Raw genomic sequence first — 19,910 nt, forward strand, 5'->3', positions numbered from 1 at the left:
GGAGAACGTCATGAGCAAGATTGCAATCATTGGGGCCACTGGCCGTGCCGGTAGCCAACTGCTGGAAGAAGCACTGCGCCGTGGGCATAGCGTTGTAGCCATCGCACGTAATACCGACAAGCTGGCCGTTCGCCCTGGCGTCACCGTCAAACAGGTTGATGCGCTGGACGCAGACGCCCTGCAACACGCCGTCAGCGGCAGCGATGTGGTAATCAGCGCCGCACACTTCGCCACCCTGCCCGCCAGCGCCGTGATCGGGCCGGTGAAAAAAGCCGGGGTGCAACGCCTGCTGGTGGTGGGCGGTGCCGGTTCGCTGTTACTGCCGGGTGGCGGTCGGGTGATCGACAGCGAAGGCTTCCCGGCAGAGTACAAAGCCGAGGCCAGTGCGGGGGCCGCGTTTCTCGATGCGCTGCGTCAGGAGAAGGAACTGGATTGGACCTTCCTGTCGCCATCGGCGGAGTTCGTTGAGACCGAACGCACCGGTAAATTCCGTGTAGGCCAGGATGATTTGCTGGTGAGCAGTGAGGGGCGTAGTTGGATCAGTTTCGCCGACTATGCCATCGCCTTGATCGACGAAGTCGAAGCACCAAAGCACTCCCGCCAGCGCTTCACCGTGGGCTACTGACCCAACGCGGTTTAAAACTGTGGGAGCTGGCTTGCCTGCGATAGCGGTGTGTCAGTCAATGATGTACTGACTGATCGACCGCTATCGCAGGCAAGCCAGCTCCCACGTTGTGATCTTCAGTGTTCCGGATATTGCGCCTGGCTCACTAACCAGTTCATCAGGGCTTCAAGCCCGGCCGACGGCGCCGTCCCCGGCGGATACACCAGGTAATACCCCATCCCCGTCGGCACCTGCAGTTCAAACGGCATCACCAACCGTCCTGCCTTCACATCCTCGCCAATCAACGCACTGTCGCCAATCGCCACGCCGGAACCTTGGGACGCCACCGTCATCGCCAAGTCCAGCGTTTCAAAATGATGCCCCTGGCTCAAATTGCTCAACTGCGTGTTCGCAGCCGAAAGCCACAACGCCCAATCCCGCTCGTCCCGCGTGGGGTGCAGCAGTACCTGTTGCTGCAAATCTGCGGGCGTGTGCAAAACATCCAGCAACGCTGGCGCACAGACGGGCGTGAGCTGTTCATCGAATAAATGCCGCGCCTCGGCCGACTGCTCGGCGGTGGGCGCATAGATCACCGCCGCATCGAATTGCTCGCGACGAAAGTCCACGGTGTAGGCCACGGTGGTGGTGAGTTCCACCGGCACGTCCGGGCGCTCCTTTTGCCACTGCATCAGGCGCGGCAGCAGCCAGCGCATCACGCAGGTGGACGCTTTGAGCTGCAGGGTCTGGCGGCGGTTGCCGATCTGCTCCACCGCCTCGCCGATCAGGCCAAACACTTGCTGGGCGCGCAGTGACCATTCACGGCCTTCTTCGGTCAGGCTCAAGCCGCGCGCCTGGCGTCGGAACAGCGCGTAGCCCAAATGGCTTTCCAGCCCGGCGATCTGCCGGCTCACCGCGCCCTGGGTGATGTGCAATTGCTCGGCAGCACGGGTGAAGTTGCAGCACTGGGCCGTGACCCAGAAGGTGTGCAGCGCGGGCAGCGGCGGAAGGCGCTTCATAAGGGCTGAGCCATGACGTGAGAACATGGCTAGTATGACTTTTTATCGATTGTTGCCGCTACCGGCCAGCCGGTCCAATACCGCCTTATCTCAACAATAAGAGCGACATTTATGGCCACCTGCGGCGAAGTATTGGTCAACCTCCTGGAAGGCTACGGCGTGGATCAGGTATTTGGCATCCCCGGCGTACACACGGTGGAGTTGTATCGCGGCCTGGCCCGTTCCAGCATCCGCCACGTCACCCCGCGCCACGAACAGGGCGCCGGGTTCATGGCCGACGGTTATGCGCGCACCCGCGGCAAGCCCGGCGTGTGCTTCATCATCACCGGCCCCGGCATGACCAATATCACCACCGCCATGGGCCAGGCCTATGCTGACTCGATCCCCATGCTGGTGATCTCCAGCGTGCAGTCGCGCAGCCAGTTGGGTGGCGGGCGCGGCAAGCTGCATGAGCTGCCGAACCAAGCAGCAATGATGGCCGGCGTGGCGGCGTTCTCGCACACCTTGATGTCGGCGGCGGAGTTGCCCGGCGTGTTGGCGCGGGCCTTTGCAGTGTTCCAAGCCGGGCGGCCGCGCCCGGTGCATATCGAAATCCCGCTGGATGTGCTGGTGGAAAATGCCGACGCGCTGCTGGGCACTGAGCCGGTCAGCGTGGCCCGTGCCGGCGCGGCGCCATCGGCGGTCAAGCAGATGAGCCAGTTGCTCGCGGCAGCCAGGAAGCCACTGATCCTGGCAGGTGGCGGCGCCATTGACGCGGCGCCAGAACTGACGCGACTGGCCGAGGCGCTCGGCGCGCCGGTGGCCCTGACCATCAACGCCAAAGGCATGCTGCCCGCCCATCACCCGCTGCTGATCGGCTCGACCCAAACCCTGGTCGCCACCCGCGCGTTGGTGGCCGAAGCGGACGTGGTGCTGGCTATCGGAACAGAGCTGGCGGAGACCGACTACGACGTCACTTTCGCCGGCGGCTTCGAGATTCCGGGCGCTTTGCTGCGCATCGACATCGACCCGGACCAGACCGTGCGCAACTACCCCCCGCAAGTGGCGCTGGTCGCCGATGCACAAATCGCCGCCGACGCCTTGTTGGCCGAGCTGGACCGCCAGCCATTGCCGCCACGCAACAGCACGTGGGGCGCTCACCGCGTCGCCCGCTTGTGGGCCGAACTGACCCCCACTTGGGACGCCGCCACCCGCGCGCAAACCCTGTTCCTCAACACCGTCCTGGCGGCATTGCCCAACGCCGTCATAGTGGGCGACTCCACCCAACCGGTGTACAGCGGCAACCTCACCTTGAACCTCGACCACCCGCGCCGCTGGTTCAACTCGTCCACCGGCTACGGCACCCTGGGCTACGCCCTGCCCGCCGCCATCGGCGCCTGGCTGGGGCGTGGCGACGGGCAGCCGGTGGTCTGCCTGATCGGCGACGGCGGCCTGCAATTCACCCTGCCGGAACTCGCCAGCGCGGTGGAAGCACGCGTGCCGATCATCGTGCTGCTGTGGAATAACCACGGCTATGAAGAGATCAAGAAATACATGGTCAACCGGGCGATCGAACCGGTCGGTGTGGACATCTACACCCCGGACTTCATCGGCGTCGCCAAGGCGCTGGGCTGCGCGGCCGATAGTATTAAGGGTGTTGAGTCGTTACGCGTGGCACTACGCGCCGCAGTTGATCGCCCGGGGCCGACACTGATTGAAATCGACCAGGGCCTTTGGATGACGGAGTTGGCGCTATGAGCACGGTATTGAACGGTGTGTATGTCGGTGGTGCGTGGCGTGCCGGCCATACCGTGCTGGAAGTAATCAATCCGGCCACCGAAGCGATGTTGGCCCAGGTGAGCGTGGGCGATGCGCTGGCCGTGACACAAGCGGTCGACGCGGCCAGCGCGGCCTTCAGTGACTGGTCGAAAAGCACCGGCCGTGATCGCGCCGCCCTGCTGCGCAAAATCGCCCGAGGGGTGAGCGAGCAGCGCGAACTGCTGATGCACCTGCAGTCGAGCAACAACGGCAAACCGCTGTTTGAAGCCGCGATTGATGTGGACGACGTGATCGCCACGTTCGAGTACTACGCCGGCGTGGCCGAAGCGATGGACGCCGGCCAGGATTGCCCGGTGGACCTGCCCAGCGCTGACTTCAGCGCTCGCCTGCGCCGTGAACCTTGTGGCGTGGTGGGGCTGATCGTGCCGTGGAACTTCCCGATGGTGACCACTGCCTGGAAACTCGCCCCGGCACTGGCGGCGGGTTGCTGCGTGGTGCTCAAGCCGTCAGAAGTGACGCCATTGGCAGAGCTGCAACTGGCGCGAATAATCGCTGAATCGGGGCTCCCGGCCGGGGTGTTTAACCTGGTGTGTGGCACGGGCTTGGCGGTCGGGGCGCCGTTGGCGGCGGATCCACGGGTGGCGAAAATTTCCTTCACCGGCAGCAACGCAGTCGGCGTGCAGGTGATGCAGCGCGCGGCTGAAACCATCAAGGGTGTGAGCCTGGAATTGGGCGGTAAATCTTCACTGGTGGTGCTGGCGGACGCCGACCTGGACCTGGCGGTGGAGCTGGCCTGTGGCGGTGGATTTTTCAACGCCGGGCAGATGTGTTCCGCCACCAGTCGTGTGCTGGTCGCTGACAGCCTGGCGGATGCATTCCTGCAGCGGTTGCACAAACGTGTTGAAGGAATCCGTGTGGCTGACCCTTTTTCCGATGAGGTGGAAATGGGCGCGCTGATCAACCGTGTGCAGTATCAACGTGTGCTGGGGCACATACAGCGTGGCGTTGAGGATGGCGCGCGATTGCTGTGTGGCGGTGCACGGCCGGCGGATTTGCCGAAGGGCTTTTTCATTCGCCCGACTGTGTTCACCGATGTGCCACTGGACAGCGCGTTGTGGAATGAAGAGATCTTCGGCCCGGTGCTGTGTGTACGACGGTTCGCAACTGAGGACGAGGCAATTGCCCTGGCCAACGACAGCGATTTCGGCTTGGTGGCAAGCGTGGTCAGCCGTGACAACGAAACCGCCGAGCGCGTGGCGAATGCCTTGCAGGCCGGGCTGGTGTGGATCAACGCGCCGCAAGTGATCTTTGCGCAAGCGGCGTGGGGCGGTTACAAGCAGAGCAGCATCGGCCGCGAGCTAGGGCCGTGGGGGTTGGCGGCGTTTCAGGAGATCAAGCATGTGATCCGGTCCAACTAACACCGAAGATCCCACATTTTTGATTTTTGGTGTGTCAGTTGAATGCAATTTTTAGATAGCCCCTGCGACTTTCTCATTTGCCGCCCTTCTCCCACCCATGGCCTGATTCGCCCTTGCTCACTCAAGGCCCTCCCATGGAAACCGTTCAAACAAAACCCACCACCGCCCTCTGGCTGATGATCAGTGTCGTGCTGGTCGCCCTTAACCTGCGGCCATCAATGGCCGCCGTGGGCCCATTGTTGTCATCGATTCGCGGCGACGTGCCGTTGAGTTTCAGCAGCGCGGCGTTGCTGACCATGTTGCCGGTGATGGCCATGGGTTTGGCGATGTTCTTTGGCATGGCCATGGCCAAGCGTTTTGGCGAGCACCGCAGCATTGTGCTGTCGCTGCTGGTGATTGGCGTGGCCACGCTGTCGCGGTTGTTCCTGGATTCGGCGCTGGAGTTGATCATCAGCGCCATCGCAGCCGGAGTGGGCATTGCGATGATCCAAGCGTTGATGCCAGCGCTGATCAAGTCGCGATTCAGCGATAACGTCTCGCTGTTCATGGGCCTGTACGTCACCGCGATCATGGGGGGTGCCGCGCTGGCGGCATCGTTTGCGCCGTTCGTGCAAGTGCAGACCGGCAGTTGGCGCATCGGCCTGGCAATCTGGGCAGTGCTCGCAGTACTGGCGCTGGCATTCTGGTTTGCACAGCGCTCGGTGCTGCCGCCGTTGCCGCAAGCGTCCACCGGCCCGCAGGAATCATTTTTCGGTAACGGCCGGGCCTGGTTGCTGGCCGTCTTTTTCGGCCTTGGTACTGCGGCCTACACCTGCGTACTCGCCTGGCTCGCGCCGTACTACGTGGAGCAAGGCTGGAGCGAACAGAACGCTGGTTTGCTGCTGGGCTTTTTGACGGCAATGGAAGTGGTGTCCGGCTTGATCACCCCCGCCATCGCCAACCGTCGCCGGGATAAACGCGGTGTGGTTGCGGTGCTGCTTGTGCTGATCATCCTCGGTTTCTGCGGTTTGATTCTCAGCCCGCAATACCTGAGCCTGCTGTGGCCCTGCCTGCTCGGCCTGGGCATTGGCGGTCTGTTCCCGATGAGCTTGATCCTATCCCTCGACCACCTGGACAACCCCCGCCGCGCCGGTGGCCTCACCGCGTTTGTGCAAGGTATCGGCTACTTGATTGCCGGGCTGTCGCCGCTGATCGCGGGGATGATCCGCGATCAACTGGGCAGCTTCGAATGGGCCTGGTGGTCGTTGACGGCGGTCATTGTAGTGATGCTGCTGATCGTCACGCGCTTCAACCCAAAGCATTACGCGCGGCATATCCGCTGAGGTCGTGTTGCAAACAGTATTTGTCTCACGCCAAACATAGAAACGCCCTACAGCGCTTTCTATTGGCACGTCCGTTCCGTTAAGCTTTTGCGCTGTCTTGTACTGAGTTCGGTACAACGGGTTTACGGACGAAACCGATGCTAAACAGTAACTTGCTCAGAAAGCTCGATATGCAGGACTTGATGGTGTTTATCGCCGTCTATGACCAGAGCAGCGTTACCGAGGTGTCCGAAACGCTGTTTGTCAGCCAGTCCACCGTGAGCTACAGCCTGAAGAAGCTGCGCACCAGTTTCGAAGACGAGCTGTTTATCAACACACGGGCGGGCATGCGGCCGACGTACAAGGCCACCACCATGTACGGCCATGTGCAGAAAATCCTCGAGAGCATCAACCTGTGCCACGCCGGTGGCCAGGCCTTCGACCCGACGCAGCAGGCCGTGACCTTCAACGTGTGCGCGCCGGAATATTTCGAACAGTTGATCCTGCCGCGCCTGTTGAAGCACTTTGACCGCGCCGACCTGCCGGTGATCGTCAATGTGCAAAAGCTGGAAACCGACATCCCCGCCGACGACCTACGCGATGGCCGTCTCGATCTGGTGATCTGTTTCGGCCCCAACTTCCACCGCGCCCATAAAGACTTCCGCACCCAGATGCTGCTCGAAGACGACCTTGTGTGCGTGTTCGACAAACGCTCGGCACCGCGCGAGCCGGCCTTCAGCCTGCAATCGTTCGTTGAGCGGCGCCACGTGTTCCCCACGCCCTGGACCTCCGACACCAACATGATCGACGGCTGGCTGGCGCGCCAGGCGCACAAGCGCCAAGTGATCGCCCGCGCCAACAGCTACAGCGCGGCGCTGAAGATGATCACCGGCACCGACTTTATCGTCACCCTGCCGCGCCGCGTGCAAAAGCTGCTAGCGCCTGTGACGGTGTTCGGCCATTGCGAGGCGCCCAACGGTTTGCCGGGGTTCACGCTGGAGATGCAGTGGAATGAAACCAGTGGACAGGACAGTGCCAATACCTGGTTTCGTGAGCAGGTTGTAAAAGTCTGCGCGGACCAGGGATTGCTGTGATCGCCCCTACGCCGATGGCATCGTTGCGGTGTCAGCCGATGACGGCTTTGCTGTAGGAATCGCGGTCCATGTCCACCAACAGGACACTCAGTTGAACCTGTATATCCGCCGGCCAGTCGCCCGCGTCCTGCAACGCCGCCAGCAAGCTTTCCGACAACTGCTTCTTGACCTGTGGTGACCGCCCGCTGAGCAGCGAAAGCTTCAACGCGACAAACCCACGGGGGTCGAGAGAGGTGCCGACCTGGAAACTCTCGACCTTGAGCGCACGGCTCTTGATATCGAACTCGGAACCGAACTGGCCGGACACCATCAGCACGTTGTTGAGCCGCAACAGGACTTTCTCGACGGCCAGGCCTGTCAAGTTGGCGGTGTATTCCAGGTGCAGGTGTGGCATGAAGAGCTCCAAATTTTTTGTAGGAAGTTTCGCAGGTATACCACGCGAGTCAGGCCTGGGTCGCCAACCCTCGATCACTCATGAAGGCCTCAAGCCGTGAACGCACCCAGCGCTCAGCCGGGTCAGTGTCCACATGACTGAGCCAGACCATGGACAAATCCAGGGTCGGCGTCTCGAATGGGAACGGCTCACAGAACAGGTGGCCCGACACCGCCATGGCCTCGGCGGTGTAGTCCGGCAGGCTGGCGATCAGGTCGGTGCCGGCGAGCAACGCCGGCAGCGCGCTGTATTGCGGCACCGACAACACCACGTGGCGTTTGCGGCCGATTTCCGCCAGCCACTCATCGGCAAACCCCGACACGTTGGCGGTGTGGGACACCAACACGTGGGGCCGTGAGCAATATTCATCGAGGGTCAGCGGTGTGTCGGAGGCATCGGCGCGCAGCAAACGCGGGCGGATATGGCGCAGCAGCTTGCGCTTGGCATTCGCCGGCAAGCCACGGGTCTGGGTGATGCCGACGGTGATATCACCGGAGGCCAGCAGGTCCGGAATGCGCCAGTAGTCCACATGCTGCACCACAAACACCACTTGCGGCGCTTCCTGGCGCAAGGCGCGCAGCAACGGTGGCAGTAGGCCGAACTCGACATCGTCGGACAGGCCGATGCGAAAAGTCATGGTGCTGATGGACGGGTCGAAATCGTGGGTCAGGCTCAGGGCCGATGACAATGAGTCCAGGGCCGGCGACAGGTGCTGGATGATTTCCTCGGCGCGCGCGGTGGGCTCCATGCGATGGCCGACACGAATGAACAGCGGGTCATTGAACAAGGTGCGCAAGCGGTTGAGGGCCGAACTGATGGTCGGCTGGCCGAGAAACAGCTTCTCCGCCACCCGCGTGACATTGCGCTCGAGCATCAGCGCTTCGAACACCACCATCAGGTTGATGTCAGCCTTGCGTAATTCATTGCGATTCATCGGCGCCTGCCCCTTTCCCCAAGACAAGCCGCAGTTTAGAAAGCGCGGGGGCCTGCGTCTATGTGCACACTGTTCATCCAGCCGCTTTGCGGCTATAAAACAGCTCTCCAAGCTCGCAGGAACACTACCGTGCTGGTCATTCTCGCCTCGGCCATTGTATTGGCCGGGTTTTGTATCTGGGTCATCCAGCTGATTGCCAACCCCACCGCCCGCACACTGTTGCGAGTGTTTGTCGGTCTGTGCCTGGCGGCGATGGTGGCGTATGTGGTGCTGGCGTCGGGCTTTCCTATTTCGTTGCTGGTTTCATGATTGCCTGTGGCGCGGGCGCCTGCTCCTGGCCCTGACGTAAACGCAAGGCTGCCAATGCCGCGATCACCAACACGACCGCAATCACTTTCAAGCCGTTCATCGCATTGCCGGTGCTCATCTCGATCGCCCCCATCACCGACGGCCCGACAAACCCGCCCAACAGCCCACAGGCGTTGACGAAACCCAGCCCGCCCGCCAGCGCCACACCCTTGAGGCGCGAGGCTGGGTACAAAAAGATGATCGACTGCACCACAAAGAACATCACCGCCGACAGGCAAAAGCCCAGCAAACTGAACACCGGCCCCGATATCGAAGCAATACCCAGGCCCAACGCCATGGTCAGCAACCCCGTGACCAACAAGCGACGGCAACGCCCCGGCGTGGTGGCAAAACGCGGAATCAATACCGCGCCGAGCGCCGCCGCGATCCAGGGCAATGAGGTCAACAGGCCGACGCTCATGGTGCTCAGTTCGCCGTATTTGCTGATGATGCTCGGCAGGAAAAAGATCACCGTATAGATGGTGATCTGATGGCAAAAGTACACAAAGATCGCCAGCAGGATTTGCGGGGTCAGCCAGTTTTTCAACGAGTGACCGCCCTCGCCCGCGCCTTCTTCGGTTTCCAGGGCGATGCGCTGTTCGATCCCGCGCGCTTCCTCGGCCGACAGCCACGGCGCCTTGCTCGGACGATCCGGCAGTTTGCGCCAGACCACCCAGGCAAACGCCACCGCCGGCAAACCTTCGAGCAGGAACATCCACTGCCAGCCGTGCCAGCCGAGCAGACCGTCCATGCGCATCAACGCCGCGCCCACCGGGCCGCCGATGATGTTGGCAAAACACACGCCGAGCAGGAAGTAACCGGTGGCCCGCGCCCGTTGTTCACGGTTGAACCAGTAGGTGAGGTAGAGCATGACACCGGGAAACAGACCGGCTTCGGCAATTCCCAGCAACAGGCGCAGCACGTAGAACGAGGTCTCGCCCTGTACAAAGGCCATGGCCGCCGAGATCAGGCCCCAGGTCACCATGATCCGGGCAATCCAGAACCGCGCGCCGACCTTGTGCATGATCAAGTTGCTGGGGATTTCCGACAGCGCATAGGTCAGGAAAAACAGCCCCGCGCCCAATCCGTATGCAGCGGCAGAGATGCCCAAGTCGACATCCAGGTGATGCTTGGCCAAGGCAATGTTGGTGCGGTCCAGGAAGCTCAAAATGTAGGCGATGATCAGCAAGGGCATCAGCTTGACGAACATCAGTTTGTTCAACGCCTGCGGCTCGCGGGCGGGGGTGGCGATAGTCATCGGCAATTCCTCTTGGCGCCCCGCCAGCCGGGCTGGGGGGCGCATCGGTGTTGTTCTAGGAGTCGAGTTGCACAGCCAACGCCGGCGGGCGATGGGAAAACAGCTGCAGCAGCGCACCGCCGAGGGCGCAGCCGGCCATTACGAAGAAGCACACGGTGTAGCCATGCAGCGTGGTCCAGCCGCCGCCCATGGCAATCAGGCTGCCCATCAGCACCGGCGCCAGGCCGCCACCGATAAACATCGCGGTGGTGATGATGCCGTTGGCGGTGGAGGTCGCCGACGGCTCGGCAGAGTCGCAGGCCACGGCGTAGTAGATCGGCCACACCGCATTCGCTACCAGGCCGAACAGCAGTTGCACCACGATGATCAAGGTCAGCGTATTGGCGAAGTAGAACGCGCCGACACTTGCCGCCATCCACAGCCCGCAGATGATCAGAGTGGTGCGCCGGCCGATGATGTCCGACAGCGACGGCCACACCAATTGCCCGAGAATCCCGGTGAGGGTGAACACCACGCTCATCCCCGCCGACTCCGCCAGCGACAGCCCGGCGATGTTGTAAAGGTAGGCCGGCAGCACAATGTTCACGCCCATGTACACCACTTGCGTGAGCATCGTATTACCGGCGGTCAGGGCGATATTGCGGTTGCGCAAGGTGGCGATAAACGTACGCCAGGCCTCGCCTTTGACTTGGCTGGCGGGGGCGTTGTCCGGCGGGGTCATGCCTTTGGCGGCGATGTCGACGTACAGCGCGGTGATGCGCTCTGCCGTCGAATAACGCGCCCAGAAGATCATCAGCGGCAGCGCCACCACGAAGGCAAAGAAGAACACGTAGCGCCAGTTCTCCTCACCAAACACGGTGATGACAAAACTCGCGACAATGCCGCTGAGCATGGCGCCAATCGGGTAGCCCGTATGGTGCGCGCCCAGGGCAAACCCGCGACGCTCCACCGGCCACCATTCGGCGGTGTTGCTCACCCCGACCGGCTCGCCCCAGCCAGCGCCGAGGTTGACCCCGACGCGCAGGGCAATAAACGTCGCGAGGTTGCCGCTCAAGGCCTTGAAGCCGGACAGGAATGAAATCGCGGTGTAGCCCAGCACCAACGGCACTTGGAAGCGCGCACGTTTCCAGCCGCCGCCATAACGGTCGCTCCACATGGAGCCGGGGATATCCAACAGTGCCAGCGCGAGCATGACCACCGTGGCCACGGTGCCCCACTGGTCGGCGGACAAGTCGAAATGCTTGGAGATGGTCGGCCCCAGGCGCAACACGATCTCACGGTCGTAAGCGTTGAGGATCCAGATCATCCAACAGACCAGCAGCGACACCCAGGAGTGCCGGTGAATGCTGCGCAGCGACGCTTTTTTTATAGTTGCCATGGGCCTCTCCAGGCGCGCGAAGGCGCGCACTGACACAAGGTTGCGAAGGAATATGCCTTATTGAAAAAACGCGCTAGCTGGCGAACCGTCGCTCGGCTATTCCTTGCACGCCCAACCCAGTAATGGCGAACAGCGCGCCGCGCTGCTGGCCGTCTGCCGGGAAACGCGGCAGCGGCGGCTTGGCCATGGAGGTCACAAACAGGGTGTCGAGATTCGGCCCGCCGAAGGTCAGGCTGGTGACCTTCTTCACTGGCATCTGGATGATGCGGTCGACCTGGCCATCGGGGGTGTAGCGCACCAGTTTTCCGGCGTAGACCAGGGCTTGCCACAGGCACCCTTCGGCGTCCACGGTGCAGCCGTCAGCGGCGCCACCGCCGGAGGTGTCGACCTTTGCGAAGGTGCGGCGGTTGCTCACGTTGCCCGTCGCGAGGTCAGAGTCGTAGGCCCAGATCTCGCCGGACCACGTATCACAGAAGTAGAAGGTTTCACCCGACGGGCTCCAGCACGGGCCGTTGGACACGATGATGCCTTCGTCCAGGGTGTGCAGGCTCAGGTCGGCGTCCAGGCGGTAGAGTTTGGCGCTGGCGCTGTCTTCCAGCGTGTCCATCGAACCGAAGATGAAGCTGCCCTGGCGGTCGACCTTGCCGTCGTTGAGGCGGTTGTTGGGCAGCTGCGGCTCCGGGTCGATGACCAGGTTGAGCTCGCCGCTGTTGAGGTCGAGGGTGTGCACGCCGTTTTGCAGGGCGACGATTGCACTCTCACCGTTGTGGCGCAGGGCCATGGAGCCAATCTTCTGGCCCACCTCCCAGGCGCGTAGTTCGCGGCCGTCATCGGTGCAGCGCAGGATGCGGCCGTCGGCGCTGTCGATCCAATACAAGCGTTGTTGCTCGACGTCCCACACCGGGCCTTCGCCCAGGGTGGTCTTGACGTCGACAAGCACTTCGATACGCATGGTGTGATCCCCTTATTGTTGTTGTGCGGGATACAGGCCGCGCTTTGCCGCGGCCCTGTGTGTTTAGAAGTTGACCTGGTCACGCCCTTTGAGCCCGAGGATTTCCCGCGCTTCGTCCGGCGTGGCGACGCGATGCCCCAGGGCTTCGATCACCGTACGAATGCGCCGTACCTGGTCGGCATTCGACGCCGCCAGTTTTCCCGGGCCATCCCACAGCGAATCTTCCAGGCCGACCCGCGCATTGCTGCCCATGGACAAGCCCATGGTCGCCAACGGAATTTGCCCACGCCCGGCGCCGAGGATTGACCACACGTAGTCGTCACCAAACAGCCGGTCGGCGGTGCGCCGCATGTGCGCCAAATCTTCCGGGTGCCCACCGATGCCACCGCGCAGACCGAACACCGACTGGATAAACAGCGGCGGCTTGAGCAGGCCGCGCTCCAGGAAGTGTGCAGCGGTGTAGAGGTGACCGATGTCGTAGCACTCGATCTCAAACCGCGTGCGGTTCTCGGCGCACGAATTGAGGATGTGGGTGATGTCGCGGAAGGTATTGCGGAATATCCGGTCGTCACTTTCTTCCAGGTAGGGCCGTTCCCAATCGTGCTTGAACTCGGTAAAGCGGTTGAGCATTTCGTACAGCCCGAAGTTCATCGAGCCCATGTTCAGCGAGGCCAGTTCCGGCTTGAACTGCATCACCGGCTGTAGGCGTTCTTCTACGCCCATGGTTGGAGCGCCACCGGTGGTGATGTTGATCACCACGTCGCTGGCGGCCTTGATGTGCGGCAGGAATTCGGCGAACAGTGCGGGGTCCTGGCTCGGGCGGCCGTCGCTGGGATCACGGGCATGCAGATGAACAATCGCAGCACCGGCTTCAGCGGCGCCGATGGCGGCATCGGCAATTTCCTGCGCAGTAATCGGCAAATGCGGTGACATCGACGGCGTATGAATCGCGCCGGTGACGGCGCAGGTAATGATGACAGGACGTTTTTTGGACATGACGATTCTCCGACTTTTATTCTTATGAAAAAAATCCTGGGTACAGCGCGAGGTGTTCTTCCGTGACTTACAGGTATTCGACGTTACCGTCGACGCTGATCGCCTGGCCGGTCACGTTGCGCGCGGCGGGCGAACAGAGAAACAACGCCATGGCGGCCACGTCTTCGGCGGTGACCATGCGCTTGAGGGAAATCTTGTTGAGGTATTCCTGACGCATCTCGGCTTCGGGCACGCCGACCTGCTCGGCACGGGCGCGGATCACGCCGTCCATGCGCGGGCCTTCGACGATGCCGGGCAGCAAGGCGTTGACGCGGATGTCACTCTCGCCCAACTCCGAGGCCAGGGATTTCATCAAGCCGACGATGGCCCATTTAGTCGCCGCATACGGCGTGCGCCACGCGTAGCCCAAGCGCCCTGCCACCGAGGCGATATGCAGCAGATGGCCGTGGGACGATTCCTTGAGCATCGGTACCGCGTGGTGGGCAAAACGGTATTGCGCGGTGAGGTTGATGTTGATGGTGGCTTGCCACTCGGCGTCGCTGATCGCATCGATCCCGCCAGTAGGCCCGGCGATCCCGGCGTTGTTGACCAGCACATCGAGGCCGCCGAAATGCTCGTGCTGCACCTTGAACACCGCCTCGATCTGCGCGGCATCGCTGACGTCGGCACGGGTGGCGACCGTGCCAGGGTATTTGTCGCGAAACGCTGCCAGGGCGGGCTCGCTCACATCACACACATGCACCTGGGCACCGGCTTCGAGATAAGCCGCCGCCAGCACTTCACCAATGCCGGCAGCCCCGCCGGAAATCAACACACGTAACCCAGGATAGGGCTGCAGCCGTTGTAGGACACTCATGCACGTTTACCTCCTGAAACAGACGACCGCGAACGGTCGTTCTTGACGAGCAGGCGCGCCAGGGAATCGGCGGCCTGCATGATGTCATCGGTCACCGCCGCGCGCGCGCCGGCGCCATCCCGGGCAGCCAGAGCTTCAACGATGCGCGTGTGCGCCTCCATCGAGCGTTGCAGGTGAGCTTTATCCGGGGCAACCAACGCAAAGCACGGGCCCATGTGCAGCCAGAAGTTTTCCACGGCGGCCATGGTCAACTCGGCCTGGGCCACGGCATAGATACGCCGGTGAAAAGCGAAGTTGGTCCACAGGTAGCGGGACACATCGACTTCGTCGGCGGCGTGCTGCATCTGTTGGCAGAGGTCGGTGATTTCGTCGAGGTCGGCTTTTTGCAGGAGCAGCACGGCCTTTTCTGCCAGTAAACCTTCAAGGGCGACCCGTGCATCACGAATTTCACGCAGACGTTCCACCGTCATCAGGCGGACGCGCAAACGGGAGGTTTCGGTGACTTCAAAGGCGTTTTCGGCGCTGAGGCGTTGCAGGGCTTCGCGCACCGGCATCGGGCTGGAACCGAGGGCTTCGGCGAGGCCGCGAATGGTGAGTTTCTGGCCAGGCTGGAAACGGCCACTCATCAGCGCTTCGCGGATCTGGCGATAGACCTGGTCTTGCAAGGTATCGCGGGATACCTGGCGCAGGGTGGGCAGGAGGAGCGGACCATCTGTCATGAGGCAAAACCTGTGTTGTCGTTCTTATGGCCTCAATATGTGATCACAAATCAAATATGTCAAATAGTTTCCCGTTGATAGGTGCGCCGCGACATTTGGACTGCGCTGCGGATTGATAGCCAACAAACATCAATCCATCCAAATTTGTCACTTTTCATTTCTAAATGTGTCAGCCACTATTCTCGGTCATAGGCGAATCAAGCACTTTAAAAAGAACGCTGGAGACACAAAACCATGACTAGCCCTAACCGGCCCGAATCTGCCCAATCTAAAATTGGCGCGGTTTTCCGCGTTACTTCGGGTAACTTCCTCGAACAGTTCGACTTCTTTCTGTTCGGTTTCTACGCCACTTACATTGCTGCCGCGTTCTTCCCTGCCGCTAATGAGTTTGCGTCATTGATGATGACCTTCGCCGTATTCGGCGCAGGCTTCCTGATGCGTCCGTTGGGCGCAATCATCCTGGGCGCCTACATCGATGACGTCGGTCGCCGCAAAGGACTGATCGTGACCCTGTCGATCATGGCCAGCGGCACGCTGCTGATCGTGTTGGTGCCCGGTTATCACACCATTGGCCTGTGGGCACCTTTGCTGGTATTGCTGGGCCGTTTGCTGCAAGGCTTCTCGGCCGGTGCGGAACTGGGCGGCGTGTCGGTGTACCTGTCCGAAATGGCAACGCCAGGACGCAAGGGGTTCTACACCAGCTGGCAGTCGGGCAGCCAACAGATCTCCATCGTGGTCGCCGCCGCATTGGGTTATGGCCTGAACGTGTGGATGGAACCCGCTGTGGTCGCCGATTGGGGCTGGCGTATTCCGTTCGCCATCGGCTGCGTGATCATCCCGTTCATCTTCATCCTGCGTCGCAACCTGCAGGAAACTGAAGAGTTCGCCAATCGCAAGCACCGTCCAACCATGCGCGAAGTACTGGCGACCCTGGTGAAGAACTGGACCGTGGTGATCGGTGGCATGTTGATGGTGGCCATGACCACGACGGCGTTCTACCTGATCACCGTGTACGCGCCGACGTTCGGCAAGACCGTGCTGCAACTGAGCACCTCCGACGCTCTGCTGGTGACCCTGTTGGTGGCGGTGTCGAACTTTATCTGGCTGCCGATCGGCGGCACCTTGAGCGACCGTTTCGGCCGCAAGCCGGTGCTGATCGCCATGACTGTATTGACCGTTCTGACGGCATATCCAGCATTGTCCTACGTCGTGAACGCACCCAGCTTCGCGCACATGCTGGAAACCCTGCTGTGGTTCTCCTTCCTCTACGGCATGTACAACGGCGCCATGATCCCGGCCCTCACTGAAATCATGCCGGTGGAAGTGCGCGTGGCGGGTTTCTCCCTGGCCTATAGCCTGGCGACGGCGATTTTTGGTGGGTTCACCCCGGCGATCTCCACGTGGTTCATTCACATCACTGGTGATAAAGCCTCGCCCGCCTACTGGATGATGTTTGCTGCGGCGTGTGCGCTGTGCTCGACCCTGGCGCTGTATCGCCATGCCAACGCCCGTGGGCAGGTGATGCAAGAGGCTGCACAATGAAGCCACTGCTCAACACCTTGGCGGCGGTGGCTCTCGGCACAATGGCGCTGACGGCCCAGGCCGAAGCGCTTAAGGTGATGACGTCTGGCGGCTTCACCGCCGCCTATAAATTGCTCGGCCCGCAATACGCCGAGCAGAGCGGCGACACCCTCGACACCCTCCTTGGCCCATCGATGGGCAAAGCGCCGGAAGCCATTCACCGCTCCAACTCCAGCGCCGCTGGCGGCAATGTCCGCCCGCGGCGTTTTACCAAGCCCACATTACGCATCACCTGCGGCAATACCAGCCCGACCATCGTGGGCGCGTGGGCGCGACGTTGCAGGGGCACCGATGGGCGCCATGGGTGGCGGGACCACGTTGCCGTCATCACCTTGCTAGCGCTATAGCTGGAACCGCGCCACCGCCTCGCTCAGCGAGACCGCCAACTGCGCCAGCTCGCGACTCGCCCCATTGATCTGCCCGGCGCCGGATGAGGACTGCGCAGACAAGTCGCGAATGTTGACGATGTTGCGGTCGACTTCCTTGGCAACCTGAGCCTGCTCTTCTGCGGCGCTGGCAATGACTAGGTTACGTTGGTGAATCTGGTCGATGGCGTCGGTGATCTGACTCAACGCGCCTCCCGCACCTTCAGCCAAGGTCAAGGTAGCGGTAGCGCGCTGGGTACTGGACTGCATTGATGTCAACGCGTGGTCAGACCCCGTGCGCATCGCGGTCACCATCTGATCGATTTCCAGCGTCGATTGCTGCGTACGGTGTGCCAGTGCGCGCACTTCGTCCGCCACGACCGCAAAGCCACGTCCGGACTCACCGGCCCGCGCAGCCTCGATGGCGGCATTGAGGGCCAATAGGTTGGTCTGTTCGGCAATGGAGCGGATCACGTCGAGCACTTTGCCGATATCACGCGATTGTTCGGCGAGGGTCTGCACCAGCGTCGAGGTTTCACCAATGTTTGTGCTCAGGGCCTGAATGGCGCTGACGGTTTCGCCGACACGGTGTTGGCCTTCGCGCGCCGTTTCATTGGAGAGGCGGGTGGACTCTGAGGTGGAAACCGCATTGCGCGCTACTTCATCCGCCGCCGAGGTCATCTCGTTGACGGCGGTGGCGGCTTGCTCTATTTCAGCGGTCTGCTTTTGCAGGCTGCGGCTGCTTTGATCAGTGATGCCATTCAGGTCGGTGGCGGACGATGCCATCTGCCCCGCCGACTGGCGGATCAGTTGTAAGGTCCCGCGCAGGTTGGCTTGCATGGTCTTGAGTGCTACAAGCAGGCGGGTCACTTCGTCGTCACCGGTAACAGCCACCGTTTGGGTCAGGTCGCCATGGGCCACGTTTTCTGCAGCGCGCACCGCATGGCTCAGCGGGCCGACAATACTGCGCGTCAGCAACCACGCCAGCGCCACTGTGCTCAACGCCGCCAGGAGCACGAAGCCGAACACCATCGTGCGCGAACGGCTGTATTGCGCCTCGGCCACCTGCCCCTGCTGGTTGATCTGCGCGTTGTAGTAGTCGGCCAGGGCATTGAGCTGCGCACCGGAGCCATCAATCACCGTTTTCATGTCCACCAGCAGCAGCTTGTTGAGTTCGGCGCCTTGCTGCTTGTCGGCAAGGACGAAAGATTGGGCCAGGCCTTGCTGGTACTGGCGCAGCGAAACCTGGAACTGGTCATAAAGCGAGCGTACTTCTGGGGTGTCGATCACCGCATCGAGGTCAGCCAGCCTTTTGACCAGGTCCTGGCTGCGGGTGTCCATCTGGCTGCGGTATTGTGGAAGGCTTGCGGGATTCGGATCCAACGCCATGCGCAAAGAGATCGTACGAATGCGCAGCATGATTTCGCGAATGTCCGCCACCAGCCGCATCTTGGGCACCAGCCCGCTCTCAACCTGCACCGCACTGGCACGGATGCTTGCCATGTTCGACAGCGCAAAAAAACCCAGCAGGGCCACGAGCAAGGCAATCAGGACAAAACCCAGACCCGCACGGCGGGCGATGGACAGGCTGCGAAGGGACATTTTCGGGAAGCTCTCTTTTGAGGGATACGATGTCGTATGAGAGAGTTTCGGCTCGCAATGGCGGGACTTTAGGGATGTCAGGAAAGTATTACTGAATATTTCAGCCACTTTTCGAAAAGGATGAACGCACGGGTGACTAAAAAGCCTGCCCACCCTTGAGGTCAGCAGGCTTTTTCGGTGTCAGACGCCCGTGAACACCTGCCTGATTACTTCCCCCACACTTCTGGCTCGCTGAAAAATGCCCGCGCATTACTGTTCAGCGTCTCCAAGTGATACCCGCCTTCCTGCACAATGACACACGGCAATCCCAGCCCTCGAATGCGCTCCCCCAACCGCGCAAACCCTTCGCGCGTCACCGCGACTTTGCTCTGCGGGTCCAGCTCGTAGATATCAAAACCCAGCGACAGCACCAGCACATCTGCCGAGAAGTCTTTCACTGCTGCCAACGCACGTTCCAGTTTCTCGAAGAACACCGCCTCGCTGGCACCGTGAGGCATTGGCAGGTTGAGGTTGAAGCCTTCGCCCTGTGCGCTGCCGCGTTCTTCGGCGAAGCCAGCAACGCCAGGGTAGAAGTTGGTGGGATCGCCATGGATCGAGACGTACAGCACGTCGTCGCGTTCGTAGAAAATCTCCTGAATGCCCTGCCCGTGATGCATGTCGGTGTCGAGCACGGCGACACGCTGGAAACCTTGGCGCAGGGCTTGCGCAGCGACTGCCGCATTGTTGATGTAGCAAAAACCACCCGCCGCATCGAAGCGCGCGTGATGGCCCGGTGGCCGGCATAACGCGTAGGTAGCAGGCGCACCATCGAGAATAGCCTTGGCCGCTGCAACGGCGCTCTGGGCCGACCAGTAGGCCGAACGCCAGGTGAGTTCACCGATGGGGCAACTGCCATCCGCCAGGTAGCGCGCAGCCTGGGCAAGGATGCCGCGCAAGGCGTTGGGCTCGCGTACGAAGATGTTGGACATGACTTCGTCGCCCCAGTCTTCGGGGACTTCCTTCCAGCGTTGGTGGGCTTCCTGAAGGAACGCCAGGTAAGGAGCACCGTGCACGGCCAGCAATGGATCGAGGCCGTAATCCTGCGGCTGCTGGATGTCGAAACCCAAGGTTTGCGCAGCCTGCAACAGGTTGCGGGCACGCTCGGGGACTTCCTGCGGCGTGCGCATCTGGCCGCGGGAGTAGTAGCTGCGCGGTGAGTGCAGAAGTTGTTCAGGATGGAAAAATGTACGCATCAGATGCTCCTGGGTGAACACGGACCCTGTGGGAGCTGGCGCCCACAGGTGAATCCGGTCAGCCT

18 protein-coding genes and 2 pseudogenes are annotated in these 19,910 nt (G+C 61.6%); 8 read left to right on the forward strand and 12 right to left on the reverse strand.

The features are described from left to right. Positions 1-10: 10 nt before the first annotated feature. On the forward strand, positions 11-625 hold the full coding sequence (locus BFP95_RS16875) for an NAD(P)-dependent oxidoreductase (protein ID WP_065874796.1): 615 nt from the start codon (positions 11-13) through the stop codon (positions 623-625). Between the two features lie 116 nt (positions 626-741). On the opposite strand, the gene BFP95_RS16880 is transcribed toward BFP95_RS16875, so the two are convergent. After that, positions 742-1,620, reverse strand: coding sequence for a LysR substrate-binding domain-containing protein (locus BFP95_RS16880; RefSeq protein ID WP_065910458.1), 879 nt, complete (start codon positions 1,618-1,620; stop codon positions 742-744). 111 nt (positions 1,621-1,731) lie between these two features. On the opposite strand from BFP95_RS16880, the gene BFP95_RS16885 reads away from it, so the two are divergent. The 4 genes from BFP95_RS16885 (at position 1,732) to BFP95_RS16900 (ending at position 7,191) form a co-directional block, all read left to right on the forward strand. Further along, complete coding sequence (locus BFP95_RS16885; protein ID WP_065910459.1) at positions 1,732-3,357, forward strand: 5-guanidino-2-oxopentanoate decarboxylase; 1,626 nt, start codon at positions 1,732-1,734, stop codon at positions 3,355-3,357. Next, complete coding sequence (locus BFP95_RS16890) at positions 3,354-4,796, forward strand: aldehyde dehydrogenase family protein (RefSeq protein WP_065874793.1); 1,443 nt, start codon at positions 3,354-3,356, stop codon at positions 4,794-4,796. Before BFP95_RS16885 ends, BFP95_RS16890 begins: the two co-directional genes overlap by 4 nt. A gap of 134 nt (positions 4,797-4,930) precedes the next feature. Then, positions 4,931-6,118, forward strand: coding sequence for a cyanate transporter (locus BFP95_RS16895; protein ID WP_065910460.1), 1,188 nt, complete (start codon positions 4,931-4,933; stop codon positions 6,116-6,118). Between the two features lie 137 nt (positions 6,119-6,255). After that, positions 6,256-7,191 (forward strand): LysR family transcriptional regulator, encoded by a 936-nt coding sequence (locus tag BFP95_RS16900; RefSeq protein ID WP_065874791.1) that lies wholly within the window; start codon positions 6,256-6,258, stop codon positions 7,189-7,191. Between the two features lie 31 nt (positions 7,192-7,222). On the opposite strand, the gene BFP95_RS16905 is transcribed toward BFP95_RS16900, so the two are convergent. Further along, positions 7,223-7,585, reverse strand: coding sequence for a 5-carboxymethyl-2-hydroxymuconate Delta-isomerase (locus tag BFP95_RS16905; RefSeq protein WP_065874790.1), 363 nt, complete (start codon positions 7,583-7,585; stop codon positions 7,223-7,225). A 49-nt stretch (positions 7,586-7,634) separates the two neighbouring features. Continuing rightward, positions 7,635-8,558: a LysR substrate-binding domain-containing protein gene (locus tag BFP95_RS16910; protein WP_065874789.1), complete on the reverse strand. Its 924-nt coding sequence runs from the start codon at positions 8,556-8,558 to the stop codon at positions 7,635-7,637. 129 nt (positions 8,559-8,687) lie between these two features. Here BFP95_RS16910 and BFP95_RS16915 point away from each other — a divergent pair, with 129 nt between their 5' ends. Further along, complete coding sequence (locus tag BFP95_RS16915; RefSeq protein WP_049709480.1) at positions 8,688-8,867, forward strand: hypothetical protein; 180 nt, start codon at positions 8,688-8,690, stop codon at positions 8,865-8,867. Here BFP95_RS16915 and BFP95_RS16920 read toward each other — a convergent pair. The 6 genes from BFP95_RS16920 to BFP95_RS16945 all read right to left on the reverse strand — a co-directional run bounded on the left by BFP95_RS16920 (position 8,845) and on the right by BFP95_RS16945 (position 15,065). Further along, the gene (locus tag BFP95_RS16920) at positions 8,845-10,164 is read right to left on the reverse strand and encodes an MFS transporter (RefSeq protein ID WP_175405784.1); all 1,320 of its coding nucleotides are present in this window, start codon (positions 10,162-10,164) and stop codon (positions 8,845-8,847) included. The two genes, BFP95_RS16915 and BFP95_RS16920, sit on opposite strands and share 23 nt — an antisense overlap. Positions 10,165-10,219: 55 nt before the next feature. Continuing rightward, positions 10,220-11,542: an MFS transporter gene (locus BFP95_RS16925; protein WP_065882120.1), complete on the reverse strand. Its 1,323-nt coding sequence runs from the start codon at positions 11,540-11,542 to the stop codon at positions 10,220-10,222. Positions 11,543-11,615: 73 nt separating this feature from the next. Beyond that, positions 11,616-12,494, reverse strand: coding sequence for an SMP-30/gluconolactonase/LRE family protein (locus BFP95_RS16930; RefSeq protein ID WP_065910461.1), 879 nt, complete (start codon positions 12,492-12,494; stop codon positions 11,616-11,618). A gap of 63 nt (positions 12,495-12,557) precedes the next feature. Beyond that, on the reverse strand, positions 12,558-13,490 hold the full coding sequence (locus BFP95_RS16935) for a 3-keto-5-aminohexanoate cleavage protein (protein WP_065910462.1): 933 nt from the start codon (positions 13,488-13,490) through the stop codon (positions 12,558-12,560). Positions 13,491-13,557: 67 nt separating this feature from the next. After that, positions 13,558-14,346, reverse strand: a complete 789-nt coding sequence (locus BFP95_RS16940) for an SDR family oxidoreductase (RefSeq protein ID WP_065874785.1) — start codon at positions 14,344-14,346, stop codon at positions 13,558-13,560. After that, a complete protein-coding gene (locus BFP95_RS16945; protein ID WP_065874784.1) occupies positions 14,343-15,065 on the reverse strand; it encodes a GntR family transcriptional regulator in 723 nt (240 codons plus the stop codon). Before BFP95_RS16945 ends, BFP95_RS16940 begins: the two co-directional genes overlap by 4 nt. 234 nt (positions 15,066-15,299) lie before the next feature. Between BFP95_RS16945 and BFP95_RS16950 the strand changes: the two genes are divergently transcribed. Next, positions 15,300-16,607, forward strand: coding sequence for an MFS transporter (locus tag BFP95_RS16950; RefSeq protein ID WP_065874783.1), 1,308 nt, complete (start codon positions 15,300-15,302; stop codon positions 16,605-16,607). Continuing rightward, a pseudogene (locus tag BFP95_RS29050) lies at positions 16,604-16,804 on the forward strand (ABC transporter substrate-binding protein); the annotation flags it as partial. The gene BFP95_RS16950 and the pseudogene BFP95_RS29050, both read left to right, overlap by 4 nt. 183 nt (positions 16,805-16,987) lie before the next feature. Here BFP95_RS29050 and BFP95_RS30365 read toward each other — a convergent pair. The 3 genes and pseudogenes from BFP95_RS30365 to BFP95_RS16965 all read right to left on the reverse strand — a co-directional run bounded on the left by BFP95_RS30365 (position 16,988) and on the right by BFP95_RS16965 (position 19,845). Then, entirely contained in the window at positions 16,988-17,851 is an 864-nt protein-coding gene (locus BFP95_RS30365) for a methyl-accepting chemotaxis protein (RefSeq protein ID WP_371914461.1), read from the reverse strand. Then, positions 17,846-18,613, reverse strand: a pseudogene (locus tag BFP95_RS30370) (MCP four helix bundle domain-containing protein); the annotation flags it as partial. The pseudogene BFP95_RS30370 and the gene BFP95_RS30365, both read right to left, overlap by 6 nt. Positions 18,614-18,819: 206 nt before the next feature. After that, positions 18,820-19,845, reverse strand: a complete 1,026-nt coding sequence (locus BFP95_RS16965; RefSeq protein WP_065890370.1) for a histone deacetylase family protein — start codon at positions 19,843-19,845, stop codon at positions 18,820-18,822. Positions 19,846-19,910 lie beyond the last annotated feature (65 nt).

Source organism: Pseudomonas sp. 58 R 12 (assembly GCF_900005865.1).
Classification (GTDB): domain Bacteria; phylum Pseudomonadota; class Gammaproteobacteria; order Pseudomonadales; family Pseudomonadaceae; genus Aquipseudomonas; species Aquipseudomonas tritici.

Coding starts and splice junctions, on each gene's coding strand:
- BFP95_RS16875 (WP_065874796.1), top strand. CDS start 11: ATGAGCAAGATTGCAATCATTGGGGCCACTGGCCGTGCCGGTAGCCAA.
- BFP95_RS16880 (WP_065910458.1), bottom strand. CDS start 1,620: ATGAAGCGCCTTCCGCCGCTGCCCGCGCTGCACACCTTCTGGGTCACG.
- BFP95_RS16885 (WP_065910459.1), top strand. CDS start 1,732: ATGGCCACCTGCGGCGAAGTATTGGTCAACCTCCTGGAAGGCTACGGC.
- BFP95_RS16890 (WP_065874793.1), top strand. CDS start 3,354: ATGAGCACGGTATTGAACGGTGTGTATGTCGGTGGTGCGTGGCGTGCC.
- BFP95_RS16895 (WP_065910460.1), top strand. CDS start 4,931: ATGGAAACCGTTCAAACAAAACCCACCACCGCCCTCTGGCTGATGATC.
- BFP95_RS16900 (WP_065874791.1), top strand. CDS start 6,256: ATGCTAAACAGTAACTTGCTCAGAAAGCTCGATATGCAGGACTTGATG.
- BFP95_RS16905 (WP_065874790.1), bottom strand. CDS start 7,585: ATGCCACACCTGCACCTGGAATACACCGCCAACTTGACAGGCCTGGCC.
- BFP95_RS16910 (WP_065874789.1), bottom strand. CDS start 8,558: ATGAATCGCAATGAATTACGCAAGGCTGACATCAACCTGATGGTGGTG.
- BFP95_RS16920 (WP_175405784.1), bottom strand. CDS start 10,164: ATGACTATCGCCACCCCCGCCCGCGAGCCGCAGGCGTTGAACAAACTG.
- BFP95_RS16925 (WP_065882120.1), bottom strand. CDS start 11,542: ATGGCAACTATAAAAAAAGCGTCGCTGCGCAGCATTCACCGGCACTCC.
- BFP95_RS16930 (WP_065910461.1), bottom strand. CDS start 12,494: ATGCGTATCGAAGTGCTTGTCGACGTCAAGACCACCCTGGGCGAAGGC.
- BFP95_RS16935 (WP_065910462.1), bottom strand. CDS start 13,490: ATGTCCAAAAAACGTCCTGTCATCATTACCTGCGCCGTCACCGGCGCG.
- BFP95_RS16940 (WP_065874785.1), bottom strand. CDS start 14,346: ATGAGTGTCCTACAACGGCTGCAGCCCTATCCTGGGTTACGTGTGTTG.
- BFP95_RS16945 (WP_065874784.1), bottom strand. CDS start 15,065: ATGACAGATGGTCCGCTCCTCCTGCCCACCCTGCGCCAGGTATCCCGC.
- BFP95_RS16950 (WP_065874783.1), top strand. CDS start 15,300: ATGACTAGCCCTAACCGGCCCGAATCTGCCCAATCTAAAATTGGCGCG.
- BFP95_RS30365 (WP_371914461.1), bottom strand. CDS start 17,851: ATGCAAGCCAACCTGCGCGGGACCTTACAACTGATCCGCCAGTCGGCG.
- BFP95_RS16965 (WP_065890370.1), bottom strand. CDS start 19,845: ATGCGTACATTTTTCCATCCTGAACAACTTCTGCACTCACCGCGCAGC.